The sequence below is a fragment of the Pseudomonas rosaeacicularis genome, from assembly GCF_057128745.1.
Genome location: NZ_JBSKHT010000019.1, coordinates 134,157 through 158,721, shown reverse-complemented (window position 1 = coordinate 158,721; position 24,565 = coordinate 134,157). Strand labels below are relative to the sequence as shown.

Here is a 24,565-nt window from a genome sequence, read left to right as displayed (position 1 = left end):
ACCAACCTCAAGGCTGCCAAAGACAAAAACGCCGACGTACGCGTGCAATTGCAGGCCGACAACGGCGTGAACTACGGCGAAGTCGCCAGAGCCATGGCCTCGATCGAACGGGCGGGGATTACCAAATTGTCGGTAGTGACCGCCAAGTAACAGGGGTTGAAGTGCCTGAATCTGTTGGAGCGAGGCTTGCCCGCGAATGCGCTGTTCCGGTCGCTGGAGAGGTCTTGGATGTATTGGCCTCTTCGCGCACAGGTCCGCTCCCACGTTGAGATCAGTCGAGCAGTCCCTGCTTCACACCTGCAAAAAAGTGGGATCAGTCAGACCCAAGTCTGCGTCACGTAAGCAAAAAGTCCCCGAACTGAAAACACAAGGAAGAGGTAACGCCCGTGACTGTCACGCTACTCAACGCCCGGAAAGCGCCACTGGAAATTGCCCGTGAACTGGCGAGTGAATTCGCCCGCACTGCCGTTGACCGTGATGCGCGCGGCGGTACGCCCAAGGTCGAGCGCGACAGACTGCGCAACAGCGGGCTGCTTTCTCTGAGCATCCCTCGCCAGTTAGGCGGGCTGGAGGCCAATTGGTCCGAGACCTTCGAGATAGTGCGCGAATTCGCGCGGGTCGACAGCTCAATCGCCCATGTCTTCGGCTTTCACCACTTGATGCTGGCGACCGTCCGCCTGTTCGCCAAGCCTTCACAATGGCAGACGTGGTTCAAACTGACGGCCAGGAATAACTGGTTCTGGGGCAACACGCTCAACCCTTTGGACACCCGTACCGTGGTCAAGGGACGCGAAGGCTGGCGTGAGTTTTCAGGGCAAAAAAGTTTCTGCTCCGGCGCCAACGATTCGGAAATGCTCATCGCCTCGGCAGTGGACGAAGCGGCAGGCGGCAAGCTGTTGATTGCCGCGATACCCAGTGGTCGCACGGGCATCACGCTGCACAATGACTGGTACAACATGGGTCAGCGTCAGACTGACAGCGGCAGCGTGACCTTCAACCGCGTAAGGGTCGAAGAGTCTGACTTACTGCTCGAGCCAGGCCCGCTCAGCACGCCCTTCGCCTGCCTGCGCCCGCTGATCGCCCAATTGCACTTCGCTAATATATTCCTCGGAATCGCCGAGGGCGCTTTTGAAGAAGCGCGCAAATACACCCGCCAGGAAACCCGACCCTGGTTCCGCTCCAACGCCACGCACAATGCCCAGGACCCTTACGTGCTCAGTCACTACGGCGATTTCTGGGTAGCGCTGGAAAGCACGCGTCTGCTGGTGGAGCGCGCCGGTCGCGTGCTGGACGAGGCGTGGGCCAAAGGCGCGGCATTGACCAGCGAAGAGCGCGGCCAAACCGCTATTGCCATCGCCACGGCCAAGGTCGCCGCAAGCCGCCACGGCCTCGAACTTTGTAGCAAGGTCTTCGAGGTGACCGGCGCGCGTGCCACCCATGCCTCGGTTGCTCTGGACAGGCACTGGCGCAACTTGCGTACCCAGAGCCTGCACGACCCTCTGGACTACAAGCTTCATGAACTGGGGGACTGGGCTCTTAACGGCACCCCACCCATCCCGACTTTTTACTCATAGGGATCATCATGCAACTGCTGACCTTACCGCCCTCACCCGCCCTCGCCACTTCGATCCGTGCCACCGCGCAGGTGTTCGAAGACCCGAAATCCCAAGCTTTGCTCAAGCATCTGCAGCAGGTCGCGCCCAGCGAAGCCAGCGTGCTCATTATGGGCGAAACCGGCACCGGCAAAGAGCTGGTGGCGCGTCACATTCACAACCTCAGCACACGCAAGACGCAACCGTTCGTGGCAGTCAATTGCGGAGCATTTTCAGAGTCGCTGGTGGAAGCAGAACTGTTTGGCCACGAGAAAGGTGCCTTCACTGGAGCACTCAGCGCCAAGGCTGGCTGGTTCGAAGAGGCCAACGGCGGGACGCTGTTTCTCGATGAAATCGGTGATCTGCCCATGTCCATTCAGGTCAAGCTGCTACGCGTCCTGCAAGAGCGTGAAGTAGTACGACTTGGCTCGCGCAAGAGCATTGCGATCAACGTACGGGTGCTGGCCGCGACCAATGTGCAACTGGAAAAGGCCATCAACGCCGGGCATTTTCGCGAAGACCTGTTCTACCGTCTCAACGTGGTCAATCTGGAGCTCAGCCCGCTCAAGAATCGGCCAGGGGACATCATCCCGCTGGTGCATTACTTCATCGATAGCTACAGCAAGCGGCTGAGCTACGGAGCGATCACCCTCAGCCGCGAAGCGGAACAGAAATTGGTGGCCTACAGTTGGCCTGGCAACATCCGCGAACTGGAAAACGTCATTCATCACACCCTGCTGATCTGCCGGGACGGGGTGATTCGCAGCGAAGACCTGCGCATGTCCAATCTGCGCATCGAACGCCACGGCGAACATCCGTCCACAGACGAGTCAGCAATGGGACTGCTGGACCAGGCGCTGCATCGACTGTTCGAAGAACAGCCGGACAACCTGCACGAGCACGTCGAGCGCACCCTGTTGAGTGCCGCCTACAAATTCTGTCACCACAATCAGGTGCATACGGCCGAGTTGTTGGGCCTGAGCCGCAACATCACGCGCACGTTGCTTATCAATCTGGTCGAATTGAAGGTCAACAAGCGCCGCCCCGCGAACCCCTCCCCCGACGAGCGCACCTTGCACCTGTCGATATGAAGCGCACGACGCGGTGGGTCCCGCCCGCCGCACCTTGCGCCTTGCCATCAGACCGCTTCGCCCAACTCGTTGCTGAACTGGCGGTTCCACAGCTGCGCATACTGCCCACCGAGGCGCAGTAACTGATGGTGATTGCCGTCCTCGATCACCCGGCCTTTGTCGAACACCAGAATGCGGTCCAGGTGCGCCACCGTAGACAGGCGGTGCGCGACGACCAACACCGTCTTGTCTTCCATGATCTCGTCCAGCTTGTCCTGGATGAAGCGCTCGGTGATCGAGTCCAGACTCGACGTCGCCTCGTCCATCACCAGAATCGGGGCGTTCTTCAACAGCACGCGCGCAATCGCAATCCGCTGGCGTTGCCCCCCCGAAAGCTTGACCCCGCGCTCCCCTACCAAAGACTCGTAACCGTGCTCCATGCTGTCGATGAACTCGCTGGCACCGGCGCGGTGAATGGCCTCGGCCACTTCATCCATCGAGGCATCCAGACGCCCGTAGTGAATGTTTTCACGGATGCTGCGGTGAAACAGCCCTGGCTCCTGGGGGATCAGGCCTATTTGTTGATGCAGTGAGTGCTGCGTGACCTCGCGCACATCCACCCCATCGATCAGCACTGCGCCTTTCTGCACGTCGTACAGGCGCAGCAGCAAGCTGAGAAGCGTGGATTTACCCGACCCCGAAGATCCGACCAATCCAACTTTCTGTCCCGCCGGAATCACGATATTGAGGTGGGTGAAAATCGCCTGATCGTTGCCGTAGCTGAACCCCACATCGCGAAACTCAATATCCCCACGCTTGATCTGCAGGGCCTTTGCGCCAGGGTTGTCGATCACTTCATGGGGGCGGATCAGGGTGCGTACGCCATTGGAAATATTGCCTGTGGCTTCAAAGAACTCGAGAAACCGCCGCGACAGGTTGCCGACATCGCTGATGATCAACAGCGACAGACTGGTGGACATGACGAACGCCGCAATGTCGATGCGTTGGGTACGCCACAGTTGCAGGGCCAGCAGCAACAGGCCTAGTTTGAGCACCACACCGCAGCCGGTCTGGAACCAGCGGATTTTCTCCATGTAGCCCAGCGATCGATAGGCAGCGGCGACCTCCTTGTCCAGAAACGTCCCCAGGTAGCTGTGCTCGAAGGCATGACGTGCGAACAGCCGAATGTTGGCCAGGTTGGACACCGCGTCCACCACCTTGCCGGAGCTTGTGCTGCGCGCCGCCGAATATTGCTGTGCCAGCGGATGGCTGCGTCGCGCGAGCAAATAGCACACGCCGATAAACACCACCGACCAGCCCGCCATGAACACTGCCATCAACGGCGAGGCGGTCCACAGCAAGACCGTGGCCAGGCTCAGGGTGACGAGCAACGGAATGAGGTCGAACAGCAAAATACTCAGGGTCTGGTTGACGCCCAGCGCCACTTCGGACACTCGATGGGCCAGCGCACCGGCGAATTCATTGCTGATGAAACGGTGTGAATGTTGTTGCAAGTAACCGTACACCACGTGTGTCACGGTGCGCCTTTGCAGCGGCAGGACATGGATGTGACAACCGGCTGCCGCCCGTGTGAATAAAAGTTCACAGCACAGCAATGCGGCGAACAGCGTCAGCGGCCACTGCAGCACCGCAAAGGCGTTCTGCGCGTCCAGGCCATTGCTGACGGTGCGCGTGATCTGCCCCAATCCCCACGGAATCAGAATGGTGCAGATCACTGCAGCGATTTGCAGCAGCAGGATAGCCACATACCACCCTTTGAAATTACCGATAAAAAATCGCACGAAGGCGGCAGGTGTCGACGGCAGTTGCTGGACGTTCCAGCCGCGCAGCCTGCGGTCGCGGGGAGCAAAGGATGAAAAAGACGAGCTCATGACAGATTACTTTCCTGAATGACGCCTGTGGCTGCGTAGCTTTCAGGCAAAAGGTGGGCAAAGCGGGTGCCCGGTCCTGACCGTGGTTTGGATCGATGTTTTTCACATATTCAAGTGCTGGCGGACTTCCTCCAGTGTCCAACCGCTGCAGCTGATGCTGCATAAAGATGCGTGTTGCGGCCTGAAGCCTGCGGCTCGCCGTTCTGGATCGACTCCTGACAGCGGATACTGTCCTTCTGTTATCAGGAATCATGCCAGCCCCCAGCGCCCGGTTTTACGCGGCCACGACCGTTATCGCGGGATTAAAAGTGCGATCTGCGACAGTGGATGTGCAATCCCTGTCGGTTACCAAACAGCTCAGCGGGCCTGTGCGGCATAGACCGACAACCCTGCCTGCGGCGAGAGCCTGCGATAGACCAGCGCTGAAACGCCACACAGCGCGCCGGCCAGGCCCATGACGAGCGCCACGTCGGATTGAGCAATCGCCCCGTGCCCACGCACGGCCATGATCGAGCTGAGCAAAGCGGCCGCTACGCCCACCGACAGGCTCATGGTCAACTGAATGCTCATGGCCGACAGACTGCTGGCGCTGCTCGATTGCTCAGGCGGCACATCGGCAAAGGTCAGTGCTCCAAGGGTGCTGAACTGCAGCGAGCGAATGATGCCACTGGCAAACAGCACGACCACGACCAGCCAATACGGCGTGGCAATGTCGAACATGCCGGTGGCAGCGAGGCTCAGGCCCGTCAGCACCGTATTCGCGAGCAGCGTGCGTTTGAAGCCGAAACGGCTGACGATCCGCACCGCCAGCAGTTTCATCAGGAACGCTCCGGCGCCACCCACAAAACTCAGCAACCCTGCCTGTAACGCATTGAGGCCGAAGCACAGTTGAAATAGCAGCACCAACAAAAACGGCTGCGAGGCGCTGCCGATGCGCATCAGATTGCCGCCCCAGAACGTCACGGCGAACGTCGGAATCCGCAGCAGCGACAGGTCGATCAAGGGGTTAGTGGCGCGTTTGGCATGCCAGACATACACAAGGGCGCTCGCAACGCCCAAAGCAATCAACAGCAGTGCCCATGTGCTGGGCAGCAGGCCGTGGCCCAACGCTTCGAAACCGAACACCAGACCGCCCAGTCCCATGCCACTGAGCAGCAATCCGGTTACATCCAGCGGCTGGCCGCGAGCGCCCGGGTAGTCCGGGATATAACGCAGCACCAGCAACACACCGAGCACACCGATCGGCAGGTTGATCAGAAAAATCCACTGCCACGACAGCACGGTCACCAGCAAACCACCCAGCGGCGGCCCGAGAATCGGCCCTATCAGTGCCGGAATAGTGAGGTAGGACATCGCCCGCAACAGGTTTTCCCGTGCCGACCAGCGCAACAGGATGACCTGACCCACCGGAACCATCATCGCCCCCGCCGAGCCTTGGACCAGGCGGCCCAATGACAGCTGCAACAGCGAACTCGAGCAGGCGCAAGCTACCGACGCAGCGGTGAACAATACAATCGCGCTGATGAACACCCGCCTCGGCCCGAAGCGGTCAGCCGCCCAGCCACTGACCGGGACAAACAGCGCAACCGCCAGCAGGTACAGCGACACCACAAGGTTCATACGCACGCTGGGCTCACCGAAATCCCGGGCCATTTGTGGCAACGCGGTGAGCACAGCCGTGGCATCGATCAGCTCCATGAACAGCGCACAGCCAATGATCATGGGAATGCGCCGCAGGTTCGTGGCGCCAGAACGGTCTGCGGCGAGGGTGTCGATCAGCGCAGCGGCGTTGTTGCTTTTGCTCTGGCTGCCGAGGCCTTGGTTAATGCCCATGGGGTATTTGAAATCATCCTTTATTGAAGAACGTTCTTGCGTCTGCCCGCAGGGCGTAGGAGCAGCAGATCGCGAGCCAGCGCGCTCCTAATAAAAGCGCGCGGTCCGATCCCCTGTTCTTCAAAACAGCCCGGACGTCGGTGGTGGCGTGCCTTTCAACTGCCACGCGCCGACCACTGCGGCTTTCCACTGCCGGGGATTGTGATTGGACACGGTCCGGGCATTGCGCCAGTGACGATCCAGGTTGTGTGCGCGACTGGTGGTCGACGCCCCACCCACGTCGAACACCAGCTCCGCCGCCTTGAGTGCCGATTCAGCGGCAATGTATTGCGCCTGCGCCACATCGACCGCCGCCTGATCCACTGCCATTGAATCCAGATCAGCCGCCCACGCCCGGTCAATCGATTCGGCTGCTTGCAGCACCACAGCCTGAGCCGTGAAGGCGCGGGCCGATATATCGCCGACACTCAGTTCCACATACGGATCGTCCACTGAACGTGCTGCCGTGCTGTGCTTGATCGGTCGCGCGTATTCTTTGGCAAAACTCACCGCATCATTAAGCGCATTGCGCGCGATACCGGCGTTCACCGACGCCAGGAACACTTGAAGAAAGGGCGTGACGATCGTGCGTTTGCCCTCCTCCACGGTCCGGGTGCGGATCTCGTCGGCGTACACAACGACATCATGCAAATGGGTGGTGCCGCTGGCCGTCAGACGCTGGCCCATGGCATCGAAGTCGTCCAGCAATTCCAGGCCCTTGCGATCACGCGGCAGAATGAATGAAACCGGCTGCTCGTTCTCGTCCAGCGCGACTGCGCTGACCCAATCGGCGTAAAGCGATCCGGTGCTGTAGTATTTGCTGCCGGTCGCTCGAAAGTGCTCCCCGTCACGCACGATGCGCGCACTGACCGAACCGTTGGCGCCACCGATTTCCCATCCGGCATTGCCCACTACTGCACCCTGCAGATAACGCGCGAACCAACGCTCGCGCTCGGCTTCGGCGCCTTGCGCCCGCGACGCCAGCAACCCCTCTACGAAACCGAAACCGGGGCGCAGCGCCTGAGCCACATTGGAGTCAGCCGAGGCGATGCGGATCAGGATAGCGATCACGTCCCTGACCGAACCACCGGCACCACCAAAACGTGTCGGGATGCGTGTGGTGAACAAACCGGCTTTGGCGATCTGGGCGACGGCTTCGTAGGGCAGTTGCCGATCACGCTCGCGCTGCGCGGCACCTGCAGCAATCTGCGGCAATAACTGGTCAAGCCGGGCGTTGAGCGTTTGCACAGTGACCACATCAGGCTTGGGTACAACAGACAACGTACTCATGGCAGTTCCTTGTTCAGAATTTGAAACTAAATCGCGATTTTCCACAGCCGGGATTCGTCAAACAGCAGCACGGCGCTTTCCGGCTCCACCGGTGGCACCACCAGTTTGCTTCCAGCACCCGGCAAACGCGGGACGGAGCCCAGCAGACGTCGGGTGTATTCGTGCTGCGGGTTTTCAAACAGGTTTTCTACGGTGGCGCTTTCCACCACCTTGCCGTGGCGCATCACCAGCACCTCGTCGCTGACGTGGCGAATCACCCCAAGGTCGTGAGAGATGAACAGATAGGCCAGGCCCAACGACGCTTGCAGATCAGCCAGCAAGTCGAGCACCTGGGCCTGGACCGAAACGTCGAGCGCCGACACCGGTTCGTCGCAGATGATCACTTTCGGATTGCTGGCGATGGCCCGCGCAATGGCCACCCGCTGCCGCTGGCCACCGGATAATTGCAAAGGCCTTCTGGTCGACAGCTCTGGCGGCAGGCGCACCTGATGCAGTAGCTGTGCGATGCGTGCACGTTGCTGGTCGAACGCGATGCCGGCTACATCCAGCGCGTCAGCCAGAATCTGGCCGACACTCCAGCGCGGGTCGAACGAACTGAGTGGGTCCTGATAAATCACGCTGATGTCTCGCCGATGCAGGCGTCGACTCCTCTCCTCGACGCGCGCGCTGCCGGCTGCGGTCCACGGCAGGCGAAGAAACTGCACTTCACCGGCGTCAGGTTCCAGTAACCCCAGGGCAATACGCGCCACCGTGGTCTTGCCCGAACCTGACTCGCCGACGATGCCGAGCGTGCGACCGGCGCGAAGCTCGAAACTGACGCCTTCGACCACTTGGCGCGGCTGCTGGTCGGGCCCGACGTAGCGCTTGCCCAGCCTCTTGGCCGAGAGCAACACCGGCGCATCGGCACCGGGCCGCGACTGAACCGGGGCGTTCCCTTGCTCAGGCGAAAGACGTGTGCCGCGCGCATGTTCGGCCGGCACCGCGTCGAGCAGCGACCGGGTGTAAGGATGACGGGGATTGCGCAACACCTGCTCCATCGGCCCCTGCTCCACCACCTCGCCCTGACGCAGCACCAGCACCTCATCGGCCAGTTGCGCGACCACGGCGAGGTCATGGCTGATGATCAGCAACGAATCGCCACGCGCCTTGATCTGCTGCAACACTTCGAGAATCTGCGCCTGGACCGTAGCGTCCAGAGCCGTGGTCGGTTCGTCGGCGATCACCAGACCCGGATTCATGGCCAGGGCACTGGCGATCAACGCCCGTTGACGCAGCCCCCCGGAAAGTTGGTCCGGGCGCTGACTGGCGCGCATTCTCGGTTCGGGGACGCCCACCGTTTCCAGCAGCTCGATGACGCGTTCGGCACGGCTTTTTCGGTCGCCCCAGCGGTGGGTTTCCAGCACTTCGAGGATTTCCTTACCGACCGGGCGCAGCGGGTCCAGTGACACCAGCGCGTCTTGCAGGACAAAACCGATGTCCTTGCCGCGCAGTTCTCGCCAGCCACGCTCCGACAGGCTCAGCAGGTCGCGCCCGGCGTAGCTCAAGCGGCGTGCCGTGACCCGCGCGCCCTCACCCGCCAACCCGATCAGGCTGCGTGCGGTCACGCTCTTGCCTGATCCTGATTCACCCACCAGGGCCAGAGTTTTGCCCGGTTCCAGGATGAACGACAGGTTGCGCACCACCGACTGCCCGGCGAACTCGATGGACAAGCCTTCGACGATCAAACGTTTCTGCTCGCTCATGACAGGCGGCCCTCAAGACGTTGTTGCAGATAGCGGCCGGCGACGGTGGTCGACAGCGTGGTCAGTACGATGAACAGGCCGGGAAAGAACGTCAGCCACCAGGCATTGGCGATGAAGTCCCTGCCCATGGAAAGCATGGTTCCCCACTCGGGTGCCGGTGGGCGCGCGCCCAATCCCAGAAAGCTCAAGGCCGATGCCCAGACAATGGCCTGGCCGACGCCCATGGTCAGGGTCACGATCAACGGCCGCATGGCGTTGGGTAGCAGTTGCCGGGTGATGATGCGCAGCGGCGGATGCCCGAGTGCTTTAGCTGACTCGATGTAGCCTGCGTTACGCACCGCCAGTACCTGCCCCCGCACCATGCGCGCGTACCCCGGCGCACCACCCAGGCCGGTGGCAACGATCAGCGGGCCAATGCCGCTGCCGAAGATCGCCACGAACAGCAGTGCCAGAATCAGACTGGGGAATGCGAACAGCACTTCGAGCAACCAACCCACGCCACGATCGACGCGCGCTCCGCCCAGGCCGCCGAGCAAACCGAGCACGATCGCGATGCTCATCGCGATGGCCGTAGCGGCCAGGCCGATGAACAGCGACTGACGGGTGCCATAGATCACTCGGGAAAAGATGTCGCGCCCGGACTGATCAGTACCGAACCAGTGCTCCCAACTCGGCGGGTGAAATGCATCGTGGGGAACGATCGCCAACGGATCGCTGTGGGCGAACAATTGCGGCAAAACCGCCGCGGCGACCACCAGTGCTAGAAAGGTCACGGCCAACAAAGTCCCCGGTCGCAAAACGCGGGGCGTACGCTGAACCCGAAGCGCGGGCAGCGGAGTATCCAGGGTCAAATCGCTCATCACGCATCCCCTTGTTGACGAGGGTCGACCCACAGGTACAACAGGTCGACAAGGATATTGGCCAGCACATAACCGCCGGCGACCACCAGACTGATGCCGATGGTCAACGGCAGGTCCTGGGCCTGTACGGCCTGATAGAGCTGACGCCCCAGGCCCTTGCGCGAAAAGATCACTTCGATCACCACCGCCCCGCTGATCAGCGCACCGATGGCCCAGCCTGACAACGAGATTCCCGGCAGTACCGCGTGACGCAGCGCGTGCTTGAAGCGCACCTTGAAATCGCTCAGGCCGCGGGTTCTGGCGGTGAGGACAAACGGCTGTTCGAGGGTCAGATCCAGCGACTCGCGCGTGACTTGAGCGATGAATCCCGCCAGCGGAATCGCCAGTGCGAACGACGGCAGCACCAGGGTCCTCCAGCCATCGCTGCCTGCGGGAGGAAACAGCCTCAGGCCGAAAGCGAACACCGCCAGCAATAGAATCCCGAGCCAGAAATGCGGCAGCGCAGCCGACAGCGTTTCTGCCAGCGACGCCAGGTTGCCGACCCAGCGCCGGCGTCCGGCCGTCAACACCGTCAGCGCCAGGACCAACAGCCAGGCCAACGCCAGCGAAGTAAAGGTCAGCTCAAGCGTTGGCCAGGATTGCTGGGCCAGAACGCGGGTCACCGGCAGGTGCTGGGAATAGGAAACCCCCAGATCACCCTGCACCAGACGCCCCAGATAGAGCGCGTATTGCACCGCCAGCGGTTTGTCCAGACCGTACTCGCGTGTGGCTTCGGCGATGGTTTCGGGCGTCGGGTTCCCGCTCGGCCCGCCGAGGATCGCCTGCACCGGGTCGCCGGGCATCAGGCGCAGGGCAAAGAACGTCAGCGTCGCGACGGCCCATAACACCAGTACCCCGCCAGCCAGACGCCACAAAGCCCGGCGTCCCAGTTGCTGCAAACGTTCGCGGCGCGGATGGGTCAATTCATTGCTCAACGAGGCACCCGTCATTTGTTCACCCAAGCGTCATAGAGATAGGTCACTGCCAACGACGTTTCCAGGCGCACACCTTGGGTCGTCTTGTAGATGCCCAGCCGCGTGCTTTGCGGATAGGTCGTCAGTTGCAGGTATTGGCTGGAGGCGATTTGCTGAGCCTTGTAATACAGCGCCCGACGTTGATCGGCGTCCTGCGTGGTCAAGGCCTGTTGAATCAGCCCGTCGAACGTCGGGTCGCTGAACCCGGCGGTGTTCTGGTGGTAACCGCCCACTCCCGCCGGGCTAATGAACTCACTGCCAAAAATGATCCGCAGCACGTCGGCGGTGTTGGTGTTCCAGTAGCCCAGACGGATGTCGTAATCCCAGTCGGCCTGGCGCTTGGTGGCCTGCACATCACTCATTTGATCGACGATCATTTCAAAACCGGCTTGTCGGGTAGTAGCCTGAACTTGCTCCCACAAGGTGTATTCCGAAGGCGGCGTGCGGTTGCCCATCACCACGTGGACTTGCAGGCGCTTGCCGGCTTTGGTGCGGTAGCCGTCACTGTCGCGTTGAGTCCAGCCCGCCTGATCCAGAAGCTGTGCCGCCTTGGCCGGGTCATAATCCTGTGCGTGCTGGAAGTTCGGACTGTAGAAGCGCGTGGCCGGGCTAAGCGGTCCGCCGGCGCGGGGGAATTCGTTGAAATACACACTTTTCAGTGCGCCATCGACGTCAGCGCTGCGAACGAAAGCTTCGCGCACTTTCAGATCGTTGAACGGCTGGCGGGTGATGTTCAAGGTGCCGTTGGTGGGGTTACCCGGTCGCTGGGCAATGATCAGTTGCAGGTCGGGATTGCGCCGCGCCGCTTCATAGGATTCAGGCGGCAGCGCCTCGATCACATCGACCTCGCCAGCCTGCAGCGAGGCAAAGCGCACCGATGGCTCCTGGATGAATTTCCAGACGATGCGGTCCAGCCATGCCGGCCCTTGGTGTTTGGCAGTGGGCGGCGCCCAGTTGTAATTGGGGTTGCGCACCAGTTCGACCTGACTCTGTCGATCCCAGCGCACGACCTTGAACGGGCCACTGCCCACCGGGCTTTCGCAGTTAGTGTCCCGAGGGCGCTGCAACGCGGTTGGCGATTCGATCCCCAGAAAACCCTGCGCGAGCACCTCAAGAAAAGCCGCGTACGGCGTTGCCAGATGAACAACGGCGGTGTCGGCATCGAGCACGTCGGTGCTGCGGTACTGACGGATGTAACCGCCCGCCGTGCTGGACTGGGTTTTCGGGTTGGCCATGTGGTCCAGGTTGGCCTTGACGGCCGCCGCGTTGAACGGCGTGCCGTCGGTGAAGTGCACGTCGTTGCGCAGATGGAAGGTGTAGGTCAGTCCGTCCTCGGACACCTCCCAGCTTTTGGCGAGCCACGGACCGATGTGCCCGTCGGCGTCCATCGACACCAACGAGTCCAGGTACTGTTGCCCGACGAACACCTGCGGCATGTCGCCGCCGACGTGGGGGTCCAGGCACGTGGGCTCGCGGTCGGTGGCGTATACCAGCGTGCCGCCGCTGACCGGCTTGTCGCTGCGGGCAACGGTCGACGTGCCCTGGCCGCAGCCCATCAACAGGCCGCAGAGCGTGGCGATACCAACAACGGGAGTGTGCTTGAGCAACGACCGGGATCGTGTGCCGGGAAATCGCAGATAGGGGGCGCGTTCTCGCATGGGTCCTGATGCCTTTAGTCCGGGAACAGGGCTATTGCACAAGCCATGCCGGGTTTTTCGGCCACTAAACACGGGGCGCGCGGCGTGTTGCACAACCGTGAGGGAGACAATCTGTGTGGCCACTGTTGGCAGAGCAACAGATGGCCGAACAACAGCAGTAGCCGCGTAGGGCAGTCAACGGCGCGGATGCGGTCAGTCTGACAAAACCCGGTCGCCTGTTTTACTGCCGGTGCCCGGCAGATCGCGAGCAAGCTGCGCTCCTACGCCTTCGGCAGAAGCGGATCGGTGTTGCGCAGCAAAATATGGTCTTTGGGAGGGAGCTTGCTCGCGATTGGTTAATCGGCGCCCAAAATATGTGGCGGATGTATGGGCCCTTTCGCGAGCAAGCTCCCTCCCACAATTGCCACGTCTGCAAATGGATCTGCGCCGGTTGTGCTGCTTCGTCCACCTGCGCTTGGCTGATCGTTAGCGTGGCGCGGCTGAAGAAACCGCCGTCAGGCCGGAAACCGCAAGGGTTTGGCCGGGTTGCGCAGTGCAGCCGGATCCCGATACCGAGCACCGAAGTGATCATCCGGCAGACGCGCCTGGCCCGCGCCGAACAAGCGCTCGCGCAGGGTTTCGCCGTCGTTGTAGGACTCACGGAAGCGTCCGCGCCGGCGCAACTCGGGGATCACCAGTTCGATGAAGTCCCGCGCGGTTTCGAACGACAGATACTGGCGCAGGTTGATGCCGTCGATGCCGTCCACATCCAGCCACTTCTCGATTTCATCGGCCACGACACTCGGCGTACCGGCGACGAAAAAGCGCTCACGATTAAACCCTTCCAGTTGCGCCAGCACCGACCCCACCGACGCTTGCGGCTTGAAGCGCGCCAGGCTCTGCCAACCCTTGACCTGCCGCTCGATCAAGTCACTGATCAGCGCGTCCCGAGGGTACGCCGTCAGATCCACCGCCGATTGTGCATGGGCCAGCGATGCCTCGACGCTCATCAACTTGCGGTAACTGTCGAGCTTGTTGCTGACTTCCTCATCGGTGCGACCGACGATGACCCCGGCCATGACGATGAATTTGAGACCGACCGGATCACGTTCGTGATCAATCGCCTTCTGCCGCATGGCCTGGATATTGGCCCGCACCGCCGCCGTGTCCATACCGCCCGTGAACACCACTTCGGCGTGGCGACCGGCGAACTCTATGCCCGCAGGCGACCCGGTGGCCTGGAACAGCACCGGCGTGCGCTGTCGCGAAGGCTGGCATAGGTGTGGTCCGGCGACCTTGAAGTGTTCGCCGACATGATCGATGTAGCGCACCTTGGTCGGATCGGTGTAGACCCGGCGCTTGCGGTCCTGAATCACCGCGTCATCGTCCCACGATCCTTCCCACAGCTTGTACAGGACGTCCAGATATTCATCGGCGATCTCATAACGACGATCATGAACGACCTCGGTGTCATGACCGAAATTGCGAGCGGCGTTGGGCAGGTACGAGGTGACAATGTTCCAGCCCACCCGGCCCTTGGTCAGGTGATCAAGGGTGCTCATGCGCCGGGCGAAGGCGAATGGTGGCTCGTAGGTGGTGGAAAATGTGGCGCCGAAACCGAGGTTTTTAGTCACCGCCGCCATCGCCGGAATCACCAGCAACGGGTCATTACTGGGGATCTGCATGGCCTCGCGCAACGAGGTTTGCGGCCCGTCGCGAAACTTGTCGTAGGTGCCAATCACATCCGCGAGAAACACCCCATCGAAAGTGCCGTATTCCAGCAATTGAGCAAGTTCGGTCCAGTAGTCCAGATCGTTGAAACGATGGCGGTTGTTTTCCGGGTGCACCCACAGGCCGTGCACGATGTGACTGACACAATTCATCTCGAACAGATTGACGTGCAGCTGCTTGGGCACTGCGGACACTCCTTTGTGAATGGGCGACGTCAGATCGCCACTTGCAGGTAGAACTCGGTCGGCTCGCGCTGGGTGTCCAGTGTCGGAATGGCGGCGATCAGCGCGCGCGTGTAGGCGTGTACCGGACGGTCGAACACCGCCCGCACAGAGCCTGATTCGACCACCTCGCCGTCCTTCATGACCAACACCCGCTCGCTGACATGGTTGATCACCCCCAGATCGTGGGAAATGAACAGGCATGCCAGCCCCAGACGCAGTTTCAGATCGTCGAGCAGCTCAAGGATTTGTGCCTGCACCGAAACGTCAAGCGCGGACACAGGCTCATCGCAGATCAGAATTTTCGGCTCCGATGCCAAGGCTCGGGCAATTGCGATGCGCTGACGCTGGCCGCCGGACAGCTCGATGGGCCGGCGCGCTAACACGCTGGCGTCCAGCCGCACCAGATCCAGCAATTGCAGTGCTCTGTCGCGCCAGTCCCGGCGAGGCAAACCTGCAACCGCCAGCGCCTCGAACAGCACCCGCTGCACGGTGTAACGCGGGTCGAACGAGTTCAGCGGGTCCTGAAACACCACCTGAACCGCTTTGCGGGCCTGGCGCTTGTGCTTTGTATCGAGCCTGGACCACTGCTGCCCGGCGACCCAAACATCGCCGCCATCGGCGGTTTCCAGGCCGAGTATCAGCCGGGTCAGGGTGGTCTTGCCCGAGCCCGACTCGCCGACCACGCCCAGGGTTTCGCCGCGACGCAATTGCAATGACACCTGCTTGACGACTGTGCGTGTGCGACCGTCAGGACCGACGAACGATTTACTGAGGTCTCGGGCTTCGAGCAGTACCTCGCCCTCTGGCTGAGCGTCAGCCTCCACCGCCGTGAGCAGTCGGCGCTCCGGCTGGAAATGCACGGCTCTGGCGGCACGCAGCAGCAACTGGGTGTAAGGGTGTTGCGGGTCCTGCAGAATCTGTTCAGTGGTGCCCTGCTCGACGATGACCCCGTGGCGCATGACCGCCACGCGATCGGCCAGACGAGACACCACCGACAGATCATGGCTGACCATCAGCAGTGCGTTGTCCTCACCACGCAGGCTTTCGAGCAGCGCAATCACCTGCGCCTGAACCGTTGCATCCAGCGCCGTGGTGGGCTCATCGGCAATGATCAACCGCGGATTGCAGGCAATCGCGGAGGCAATCAGCGCACGCTGCCGGAGCCCGCCCGACAGCTGCCAGGGGTATTGACTGGCGCGCAGTTCCGGCTCGGGAATGCCCACATCACGCAGCAACTCAAGCACACGCAATCGGCGGGCTTCAAGCCCCAGCGGGGTGTGCAATTGCAGCGGTTCCTCGACTTCAGCGCCGACTCTGCGCAGCGGATCAAGCGCCCCCAGAGCGTCCTGCATGACAAACCCTATGCTGGCGCCACGCAGCCGTTGCCAGCCGCGCTCGTTGAGACTGCGCAAATCGACGCCCTGAAACGCCAGCTTCGCCGCCTGTATATGCGCGCCCTGACCGGTGAGCCCGGCCAACGTGCGCGCCGTGACGCTCTTGCCGGAGCCCGACTCGCCCACCAGCGCCAAACACTCGCCGCGATGAATTTGCAGGCTGACGCCATGCAGAACCGGCGCGGCCTGACCGAAACGTACGGTCAGGTCACGGATATCAACCAACGGGCCGAGGGGCTGGATGTTCGCATTCATAGGGGTTTTCCTTCGCTACGGCGCAGAAGTTCGCGGCCGATGGCACTGATGGAAACAACGGTTAGGGTGATGCTGAGTGCAGGCCAGGCCACCAGCCATGGTGCGTTGGCGAGAAAGGCGCGACCAATGGCCATCATCCCACCCCACTCGGGGGCTGGCGGTGGTGCACCGAAGCCGAGAAAGCTCAAAGCCGCACCGGCGGTGATGGTCCCACCGATGCCGATGGTGGCCAGGATCAGCACCGGTTTGAAGGCATTGGGCAGGATGTGCCGCAGCACCACGGCCAGATGTGATTGACCCAGTGTCACAGCGGCTTCGACATAGCCTGCGTTGCGCACATTCAATGTTTGCGCCCGCACCAGCCGCGCATAACGCGGTACCCCGGCGATGCCGACGGCGAGAATCAGGTTGGCAGTGCCCTGGCCGAAAAAGGTGATGATCACCAACGCCAGCAGCAGATCGGGAAACGCCAGCAGCACATCGACCCCCCGCATGATGGAGGCATCCAGCCAGCGCGGCCCGAGCCCGGATATGAGGCCCAGCAGCGTGCCCCAAACCAGTCCGAGCGCCGTGGCGGCCAGCCCCATGAACAGTGACGAACGCACGCCATAGAGCAAGCGGCTCAGCACGTCGCGACCGTTTTCATCGGTGCCGAGCCAGTGAACGGCGTCCGGTTGCTGGAAGGCCAGACGCGCCGAAGCATCCAGCGGATCGTAAGGCGCGAGCAGTTGCGGCACGGCCGATGCAATCACCAGCAACACCACGAACAGCACCGCCGCCCATAAGCCGGGACGCAAAGGCGCGAATCCGGCAAGGCCCAGCGGGCGGCTGCCGCCAACGCCGGTTGCAGGCCCGACGATGACCGTTTCAATAGCCTGTGACATTCAGTATTTCTCCTGACTGACTCAACCTGTAGAAGCGAACGTGTTCGCGAGGCGGATTGAGTGGCACGCCACAAAACCCTTTCGCCTGTAGGAGCGAACTTGTTCGCGAAGCGTATTGATTGGCACGCCACAAAACCCTTCGCCAACAAGTTGGCTCCTACAGAACCCGAGCACAAACAGCCTCGCGCCAACAGCACCTCACGGCGCAGGGTTTGGAATCCTCTGGTGAACAGCCTGAACCTGCGCCTTGATTTCGTCGGTGAGCACCACGTCCACCGCGCCAAGGTTTTCACGCACCTGAGCCAGGGTGGTTTGCCCGGTCAGGGCGCTGGCCACGAACGGCTTGTCTATGAGGTACGCCAACGCCAATTGCGCCGGGGTCAGGCCGTGCTGCTGCGCAATCTGCACGTAGCCGGTAATCGCCTCCTGCGCCGACGCACTGTCATAACGGTTGAAAGAGCGGTACACCGACGACAACCTGGAACCCTCAGGGCGCGCACCATTGAGGTACTTGCCGGTCAGCGCCCCGAATGCCAGCGGCGAATAGGCCAGCAGCCCGACGCCTTCGCGGTGGCTGAACTCCGACAGGCCGCCTTCGTATAGGCGGTTCAGCAGGCTGTAGGGGTTCTGGATACTGACGATGCGCGGTAAGCCAAGACGTTCGCTCTGCTTTAGAAATTCGGCCACGCCCCATGGCGTTTCGTTGGACACACCGATATGCCGCACCTTGCCGGCCTTGACCTGATCAGCGAGCACCGACAGCGTTTCTTCGATGGCGACGCTGTCGGCATCGTCCTGATAGGGGTATTCGCGCTGACCGAAAATATTGGTTTTGCGGTCCGGCCAATGCAGTTGATACAGATCCAGATAATCGGTTTTCAGACGCGACAGACTGCCGTCCAGCGCTTGGACGATGTTGCGGCGGTCGTGATGGCTCAGCCCGTCACGAATGTGCGCCTGGCCATTGGGATCACGGGCAGGCCCGGCGATCTTGCTCGCCAGTACGATGTCGGCACGACGGCCGCTGTTCGCCAGCCAGGTGCCGATGTAACGCTCGGTGGTGCGCCAGGTCTCGGCTTTGGTAGGCGTCGGATACATCTCGGCGGTGTCGATGAGGTTGACACCCTCGGCCAGCGCCAGATCGATCTGTTGGTGCGCGTCTTGCTCGGAGTTCTGGTGCCCCCAAGTCATGGTGCCCAGGCCCAGAACGCTGACGTCGATATCGCTATTGCCCAATTTCCGGTAACGCATACTTGATCCTTTGTATTGAAAAGTACGAACGCTGCGGTTCAGGCTCGCGGCGCGTATTGATTGGTCGGGAATGGCAGGCCCAGGTGCTCGCGCAAGGTGCTGCCGGTGTACTCATGCCGGAACACGCCGCGCTTTTGCAGCAGCGGCACCACCTCATCAACGAAGATCTCGACGCCGGACGGGAACATGTCCGGCATGATGTTGAAGCCGTCCGCAGCGTGGGACTGGAACCAGTGGGTCAAGGTGTCAGCCACTTGCTCCGGCGTGCCAACCAGCAAGCGATGACCGACCAGAATCCGCCGCGACAGCTGACGAATACTGAGGTTTTCGCGTCGGGCCAAATTCAATTGCGCTTCAAGAAAGCCCTGAGAACCGCGTTCGAAATCAGCCACGGCGCCGATGCGATCCCAGGGCAGCGGCGCATCCGGGTCCAGCTCGCGGGCGGGAATGCCAATGCGTCCCGCCACCTGCTCCAGCAAACCGTGTTCGCCGTTCCAGGCGTTGAGCGCGTCGAAGCGCGCGTGGGCCTCCGCTTCGGTGCTGCCAATGACCGTGGACAGGCCCGGCATGATCTTCAAATGCTCAGGGTTGCGCCCCCAACCTGCGGCGCGCTCTTTCATTTCGTTGTAGAACAGCTGCCCGTCTTGCAGGGTGGTCTGGGTAGTGAAGACGGCGTCGGCATAGCGTGAGCCCAGGGCCTTGCCGCCTTCCGAAGAACCGGCTTGAACCAGCACCGGGCGGCCCTGCGGCGAACGCGGCACGTTCAAGGGGCCCTTGACCGAAAAATGCTTGCCGACGAAGTCAATGGCGTGGACTTTTTCGGGATCGGCGAAGCGACCGCCGCGAGCGTCGCCAATGATCGCGTCGTCCTCCCAGCTGTCCCACAACTTCACGGCGACGTCGATGAACTCATCGGCCCGCGCGTAACGGTCCACATGCAACGGTGCGCCGGCCAGGCCAAAGTTCTGCGCGGCGGCATCGCCTGCGTTGGTGACCACGTTCCAGGCCGCGCGACCACCGCTGATGTGGTCCAGCGAGGCGAAGCGCCGGGCGATATTGAACGGATCGTTATAGGTGCTCGAGGCGGTCGCAATCACCCCGATACGCTGCGTCGCAAGTGCCACGGCAGTCAGCAGAACCGTAGGTTCCAGCCTGCCTGCAGGTTGCCGGGCGATGTCACCGGCCAACGCAGGGCCATCGGCGAGAAAGATCGCGTCCAGACACCCGCGCTCGGAAATCCGGGCAATGTTGCGGTAGTACTCGACGTCCAGATAGGCATTGGCCGGCACCTCCGCGCTCCGCCAGGCGCCTGAATGCGCGCCAAAGCCAAGGATGTTCATGCCCAGGCTCATCTGCCCTTCGCGAGTGTTCTTGCTGTTTGAAGTACTCATACGGCACTCGCTTCGTCACGGGCGCCGTTGGCCTGCTGCTCGCTGTCAGCGGCTTGCAGGGTCTTCCAGGCGGCGTTGGGGGTAATGCCATTGAGGTAGAAGTTACCCAGCGCGCGCTCGCGAAAAATTGCCGGGTTGTGGGAAGCCAGCGTACGCGCGTTGCGCCAGTGACGGTCGAAGCGGCGTGTTGTGCTGGTAGCCGAGGCACCGCCGACTTCGAACAACAGCGTGGTTGCTTCCAGCACCTGTTGGAGCACGATCTGTTGGGCCTGATAGGCGCGGATTTCCGCTTCGGTGTAATGCTGTTCGATGGCGTAGCCGCCCTGCTCCGCCTCATAGACGTCCTGCAGCACTTGCGCCACGGCCAGGGTCTGAGTGCGTGCCGAATAGGCCAGGCTCGACAGCCGTCCGATCACTCGCTGAACCAGTGGATCGTCCTTGGGGCTGGACTGGCCCGGCACGCCAAATGCGCGGGTGCGGCCTTTCACGAAATCGGTAGCGTCCCGCAGAACGGCATCGGCGATGCCCGTCAATGTCGCCAGGTGAAACAGCTGGTAGAAGGCCGAGAGGTAGGACTCGGCGCGCAATTCATCTTTCTTGAAGCGACGCACGATGTAGTGATCCGGCACCTTCACGTCTTCGAATCGCGTCGTGCCGCTGCCGGTCAGGCGCTGGCCGAAACCGTCCCAATCATCTTCCACCGTCACGCCCGTGGCGTCGGTGGGCACGGCCAGGCTGACGAAGTCATCGCCATCCAGTGCTACGGCGGCGATCCAGTTCGCGTAGAGCGTGCCGGTGCAGTAATACTTTTCGCCGTTGAGGAGCCAACCCGCCGCGGTGTTGCCGGGTTCGATCGCCGTCAAGGTAACTGAGTTGCGAGTCGTGTCAGTGCGCTCGGCCATGGCCGCCCCCCATAGCTGACCGTCGCAGACCTTGGCCAGCCAGTAGTCCTGGGACTCGGCATCACGGCTGGACAGGCGCCCTTCGACGAATCCGAAATGCGCCCGCACGATCTGCGGCAGGTTGGAATCCGCTTCGCCCAATTTGATCAACAGCTCGAACAGTTGCGGCAGGCTCGCACCGAGGCCGCCTTGGGACACTGGCACACGCAGCGCGCCAAAGCGGGCATTGCGTAACCATTGCACTGCCTCAAACGCTAGTTCCCGGGTGTCCTCGCGAGCGACAGCCGTGTCGGCGATGCAGGCGAAAACGTCGGAAAAGCGCTGTTGCAGGTCTTCAATTTTCACAGCAGAAGCATTGGCGATGTTCATCTGGTTTTCCTTGTTCGTCATCGTATTCACCTCGATTGCCCATCATTCATGGGCCGATCTCGGGTCAATCCAGCGGTTGATCAGGTCGACGGCCAGGTTAACCACCACGTAGACGGTGGCGGCGAGCAGCGTTACGCCCAATACCATTGGCACGTCTTTATTGGTGGTGGCGTCGAGCATCAGGCGACCTATGCCTTGCCGGGCGAACAGCAGTTCAATGACCACCGCTCCGCCCAACAGGCTGGCAAAAATGAACCCGGCTAGCGTCACCAACGGCACCAGCGCATGACGCAGGGCATGGCGCAGCCGCACGCCGGTTTCGGACACGCCCTTGGCTCGGGCCATGGCAATGAAGGGTTGCTCGAGGGTGTCTTCCAGCGATTGGCGCAGCAGCTGGGTCAGCACGGCGGCCACCGGCAACGCCAGGGCAATGGACGGCAAGATCAATGAGCGCCAGCCCGAGGAGCCCGACGGCGGCAACCAATGCCAATGAAACGAGAACACCAGAAGCAGCAAAATTCCGATCACGAAGGACGGCGCCGAAGAGACCACCAGCTCACTGCCCGACACCGCCGAGCGGACCCAGCGCGAGCGGTTGGCGGTGAGGATCGCGCACGCCAGTGCGAAGACGATGGCCAGCAATGCAGCACTGAGCGACAGCTGCAACGTCGCGCCGATCTGTTCCGAGATGGCTTGCAACACCGGAATGCGCAGACGGTAGGATTCACCCAGATCGCCATGGACCAGGCGTGCCAGGTAATCGCCGTACTGCACGATCAGCGGCTGGTCCAGCCCATATTCGGCGCGCACCCGCGCCAACAGCTCCGGCGTGGGCAGCGCATCGGGTCCGCCAAGGATTGCCAGCGCCGTATCGCCGCCGCTGAAGTTCACCGCCAGAAAGGTCAGCGTCGCTGCGCCCCACAACACGCCGATGCCTGCCAGCAGCCGCAGCGAAATCCGTTTGAACGTGCTCATGGTTGCCCCCGGTCAAGCCAGATGCTGGTGAAAAACGGAACGTTGTGCGAAGTGTCGAAAATCACGCCCTTGACCTGTTTTCCGTAGGCCGTCAGCACTTGGCTCTCCACCGAAGGCACCGCCGGGACAGTTTCGGTCAGGCGTTTTTGCGCCTCGGCATAGAGCGCCTGTAACTCAACAGGGTCCCGTGAGCGTCGTGCCGCACTGAGCACGCGGTCCAGCTCGGCATCGCGAAACTTGCCGGCGTTCTGGCCAATCAACTTAGGGGTACTGATGGCTTGGCTGTGATAGAGCACAAACAGCCCGTCCGGCGTGTTGGTATGCCAGTAGCCGGCGGCCAGCGCCTGAAACTTGCCGGCATAACGGCGCTCCGACACCCGGGTCAGGGGCAGCATCTCGATGGGCATGTCGAAGCCGACTTTCTTCAGATCGGCCTGGATGGCCACCGACACGCTCGCCGGGAACGCCGGGTTGTCGTAGCTGAGCAACGTCGCCCTCAGGCGCTCGCCGTTTCTGGTCCGGTAGCCCTGAGCATCCCGCCCGGTCCAGCCAGCCCGATCGAGCAGCCCATTGGCGGCGTTGACGTCGTAGGCCAATGCGTCGTTGTTCGGTTGATAGAACCGCGTATTGGCAGCCAGGAAATCAGCCTTGCTGATGAACTCGCCAAACCCGGAAATCCACGCCAGCCCCTCGCGATCGATGGCCTTGGCCACGGCGCGGCGCACCAGCACGTCATCGAAGGGTGGCTGTTCGACGTTGAAGGTCATGCTGCGACTCGGATTTCCCTTGCGAATCCGGCTGCGCATGACCAATTGCGGATTGGCCCGAATCGCGACGGCGTTTTGCGCAGGCGCATCAAGGGCGAAATCAGACTGCCCGGATTCCAGCGCGGTGAAGCGGATCATGGCTTCGGGCACGTAACTCAATTCGATGCGGTCCAGGTACGCCTCGCCCACGTGGCGGGTGACCGGCGGCGCCCAGTTATAGCCGGGGCGCCGGATGAAGTCCGCACCCTGATCACGGGTGTAGCGCTGCAGCAGGAACGGACCACTGCCCACCGGGTGTTCGGCGATGGTTTTCGGGGCTTCGCGGATCTGCTTCGGCGAGATCATCCCCAGCCAGGATTGCGCAAGTACATCGAGAAACGGCGTGTAAGGTTCGCGCAGGTGGGCTTGGAAGGTGTACTCGTCGATCACCTTGCCATCCTCATACGGCGCGATATAGGCAGCCGCCAGAGGCGATTTGGTCGCTGGATCGCGCATGTGCTCCAGATTGATCTGCAAGGCGGCGGCGTTGAATTTCTCGCCGTCGCTGAAGGTCACGTCATCGCGCAAATGAAAGGTGTAGGTCTTGCCATCTTCGGAGACATCCCACGACTTGGCCAGCCAGGGACTGATGTTGCCCTGCTCGTCCTGGTAGACCAGGCAGTCGAACAGAATTCTTCCCATCCACTGGATGTTGCCGTTGGACAGCGCGTGAATGTCAAAACTGCCGGCATCGGACGCAGCGGACACGCGCAATGTTCCGCCCTTGCGTCCAGGCGACTGCTCATGAAAGTCCGATGCCGGGTAGGAAATAACACCATTGTTAATAGTGCCATCGGCCTGACGCTCGCCGTGCTCAGGTGCTGCTGCAGGCGAGCAGGCACTGATCGCCATATATAAAGAGAGCACAGTCGTAAGTTTGATTAGACAGGCCAAAGAAGCTTCCTTAATAGAACTTGAGTGATCGCAATCAGGCTAAGCACTACTTGGGTTATGCAGTGAACATGCCACCACCATGCAAACTGGCTGGCCGGACAAATGTCAGGGAATGAAAAACACGTATTGCGCAAAGTTGATAATCGAGCGGCGCCTCAATAGTCGGGACTTCGCGGCCCACTGCGCAAGGTGCGAGTGTCGCCTGCATGAAGCTGCGGGCGGCCAGCCTTCATGACCAATCCTTATATGCATAGATCAAAGTGACGATTTCAAATTAGCGGTTCGCTTACAGATTGTGTATTCGCTGTTGGATTTGCGACAGAGGACCAAAATCTACACAGCGGCCCGCAAACTAAACAAGTGTTGCAAAACAGACAGCCATTCCAAACAAAGTACATCGCTGAGCATTGAATGTTCCTGAGACGCTCATAGCACCCGCTTATTCAGGCAATAAAGTATTGGCACAAAAACTGCTCAGAGCGAATCAGGCAATGACTATTCGAATAGAAAAGCGTGCACTT

At 61.5% G+C, this 24,565-nt stretch carries 18 protein-coding genes; 3 read left to right on the top strand and 15 right to left on the bottom strand.

Going from position 1 to position 24,565, the window contains the following annotated elements:
* From ACWKWM_RS23805 to ACWKWM_RS23795, 3 genes are all read left to right on the top strand, one after another.
* Nucleotides 1–150 (top strand): ExbD/TolR family protein (locus ACWKWM_RS23805; RefSeq protein ID WP_483844995.1); only part of this gene is annotated, 150 nt, incomplete at its 5' end.
* A gap of 236 nt (nt 151–386) precedes the next feature.
* The gene (locus tag ACWKWM_RS23800; RefSeq protein WP_483848494.1) at nt 387–1,574 is read left to right on the top strand and encodes an acyl-CoA dehydrogenase family protein; all 1,188 of its coding nucleotides are present in this window, start codon (nt 387–389) and stop codon (nt 1,572–1,574) included.
* Nucleotides 1,575–1,582: 8 nt separating this feature from the next.
* Nucleotides 1,583–2,683, top strand: a complete 1,101-nt coding sequence (locus ACWKWM_RS23795) for a sigma-54 interaction domain-containing protein (protein ID WP_483848493.1) — start codon at nt 1,583–1,585, stop codon at nt 2,681–2,683.
* 47 nt (nt 2,684–2,730) lie between these two features.
* Here the strand turns inward: ACWKWM_RS23795 and ACWKWM_RS23790 are convergent, their stop codons facing one another.
* From ACWKWM_RS23790 to ACWKWM_RS23720, 15 genes are all read right to left on the bottom strand, one after another.
* Nucleotides 2,731–4,554: an ABC transporter ATP-binding protein gene (locus ACWKWM_RS23790; RefSeq protein ID WP_483848492.1), complete on the bottom strand. Its 1,824-nt coding sequence runs from the start codon at nt 4,552–4,554 to the stop codon at nt 2,731–2,733.
* Between the two features lie 357 nt (nt 4,555–4,911).
* Nucleotides 4,912–6,276: an MFS transporter gene (locus tag ACWKWM_RS23785; RefSeq protein WP_483848500.1), complete on the bottom strand. Its 1,365-nt coding sequence runs from the start codon at nt 6,274–6,276 to the stop codon at nt 4,912–4,914.
* A 231-nt stretch (nt 6,277–6,507) separates the two neighbouring features.
* On the bottom strand, nt 6,508–7,716 hold the full coding sequence (locus tag ACWKWM_RS23780) for an acyl-CoA dehydrogenase family protein (protein WP_483848491.1): 1,209 nt from the start codon (nt 7,714–7,716) through the stop codon (nt 6,508–6,510).
* 26 nt (nt 7,717–7,742) lie between these two features.
* Complete coding sequence (locus ACWKWM_RS23775; RefSeq protein WP_483848490.1) at nt 7,743–9,458, bottom strand: dipeptide ABC transporter ATP-binding protein; 1,716 nt, start codon at nt 9,456–9,458, stop codon at nt 7,743–7,745.
* Nucleotides 9,455–10,318, bottom strand: a complete 864-nt coding sequence (locus tag ACWKWM_RS23770) for an ABC transporter permease (RefSeq protein WP_483848489.1) — start codon at nt 10,316–10,318, stop codon at nt 9,455–9,457. The genes ACWKWM_RS23775 and ACWKWM_RS23770 overlap by 4 nt, the downstream gene beginning before the upstream one ends.
* Nucleotides 10,318–11,307: an ABC transporter permease gene (locus ACWKWM_RS23765; RefSeq protein WP_483848488.1), complete on the bottom strand. Its 990-nt coding sequence runs from the start codon at nt 11,305–11,307 to the stop codon at nt 10,318–10,320. Before ACWKWM_RS23765 ends, ACWKWM_RS23770 begins: the two co-directional genes overlap by 1 nt.
* Nucleotides 11,304–12,989 carry an ABC transporter substrate-binding protein gene (locus ACWKWM_RS23760; protein ID WP_483848487.1) on the bottom strand — a complete coding sequence of 562 codons (1,686 nt, stop codon included), beginning with the start codon at nt 12,987–12,989 and terminating at the stop codon, nt 11,304–11,306. The genes ACWKWM_RS23765 and ACWKWM_RS23760 overlap by 4 nt, the downstream gene beginning before the upstream one ends.
* 494 nt (nt 12,990–13,483) lie before the next feature.
* A complete protein-coding gene (locus ACWKWM_RS23755) occupies nt 13,484–14,884 on the bottom strand; it encodes an LLM class flavin-dependent oxidoreductase (protein ID WP_483848486.1) in 1,401 nt (466 codons plus the stop codon).
* Nucleotides 14,885–14,913: 29 nt separating this feature from the next.
* Nucleotides 14,914–16,572 carry a dipeptide ABC transporter ATP-binding protein gene (locus ACWKWM_RS23750; protein WP_483848485.1) on the bottom strand — a complete coding sequence of 553 codons (1,659 nt, stop codon included), beginning with the start codon at nt 16,570–16,572 and terminating at the stop codon, nt 14,914–14,916.
* On the bottom strand, nt 16,569–17,456 hold the full coding sequence (locus tag ACWKWM_RS23745) for an ABC transporter permease (protein WP_483848484.1): 888 nt from the start codon (nt 17,454–17,456) through the stop codon (nt 16,569–16,571). Before ACWKWM_RS23745 ends, ACWKWM_RS23750 begins: the two co-directional genes overlap by 4 nt.
* Before the next feature lie 198 nt (nt 17,457–17,654).
* On the bottom strand, nt 17,655–18,707 hold the full coding sequence (locus ACWKWM_RS23740; RefSeq protein WP_483848483.1) for an NADP(H)-dependent aldo-keto reductase: 1,053 nt from the start codon (nt 18,705–18,707) through the stop codon (nt 17,655–17,657).
* A 38-nt stretch (nt 18,708–18,745) separates the two neighbouring features.
* A complete protein-coding gene (locus ACWKWM_RS23735) occupies nt 18,746–20,098 on the bottom strand; it encodes an LLM class flavin-dependent oxidoreductase (RefSeq protein ID WP_483848482.1) in 1,353 nt (450 codons plus the stop codon).
* Nucleotides 20,095–21,390: an acyl-CoA dehydrogenase family protein gene (locus ACWKWM_RS23730; RefSeq protein ID WP_483848481.1), complete on the bottom strand. Its 1,296-nt coding sequence runs from the start codon at nt 21,388–21,390 to the stop codon at nt 20,095–20,097. Before ACWKWM_RS23730 ends, ACWKWM_RS23735 begins: the two co-directional genes overlap by 4 nt.
* Before the next feature lie 21 nt (nt 21,391–21,411).
* Nucleotides 21,412–22,344 (bottom strand): ABC transporter permease, encoded by a 933-nt coding sequence (locus ACWKWM_RS23725; RefSeq protein WP_483848480.1) that lies wholly within the window; start codon nt 22,342–22,344, stop codon nt 21,412–21,414.
* Entirely contained in the window at nt 22,341–24,002 is a 1,662-nt protein-coding gene (locus ACWKWM_RS23720) for an ABC transporter substrate-binding protein (RefSeq protein WP_483848479.1), read from the bottom strand. Before ACWKWM_RS23720 ends, ACWKWM_RS23725 begins: the two co-directional genes overlap by 4 nt.
* Nucleotides 24,003–24,565: the final 563 nt, after the last annotated feature.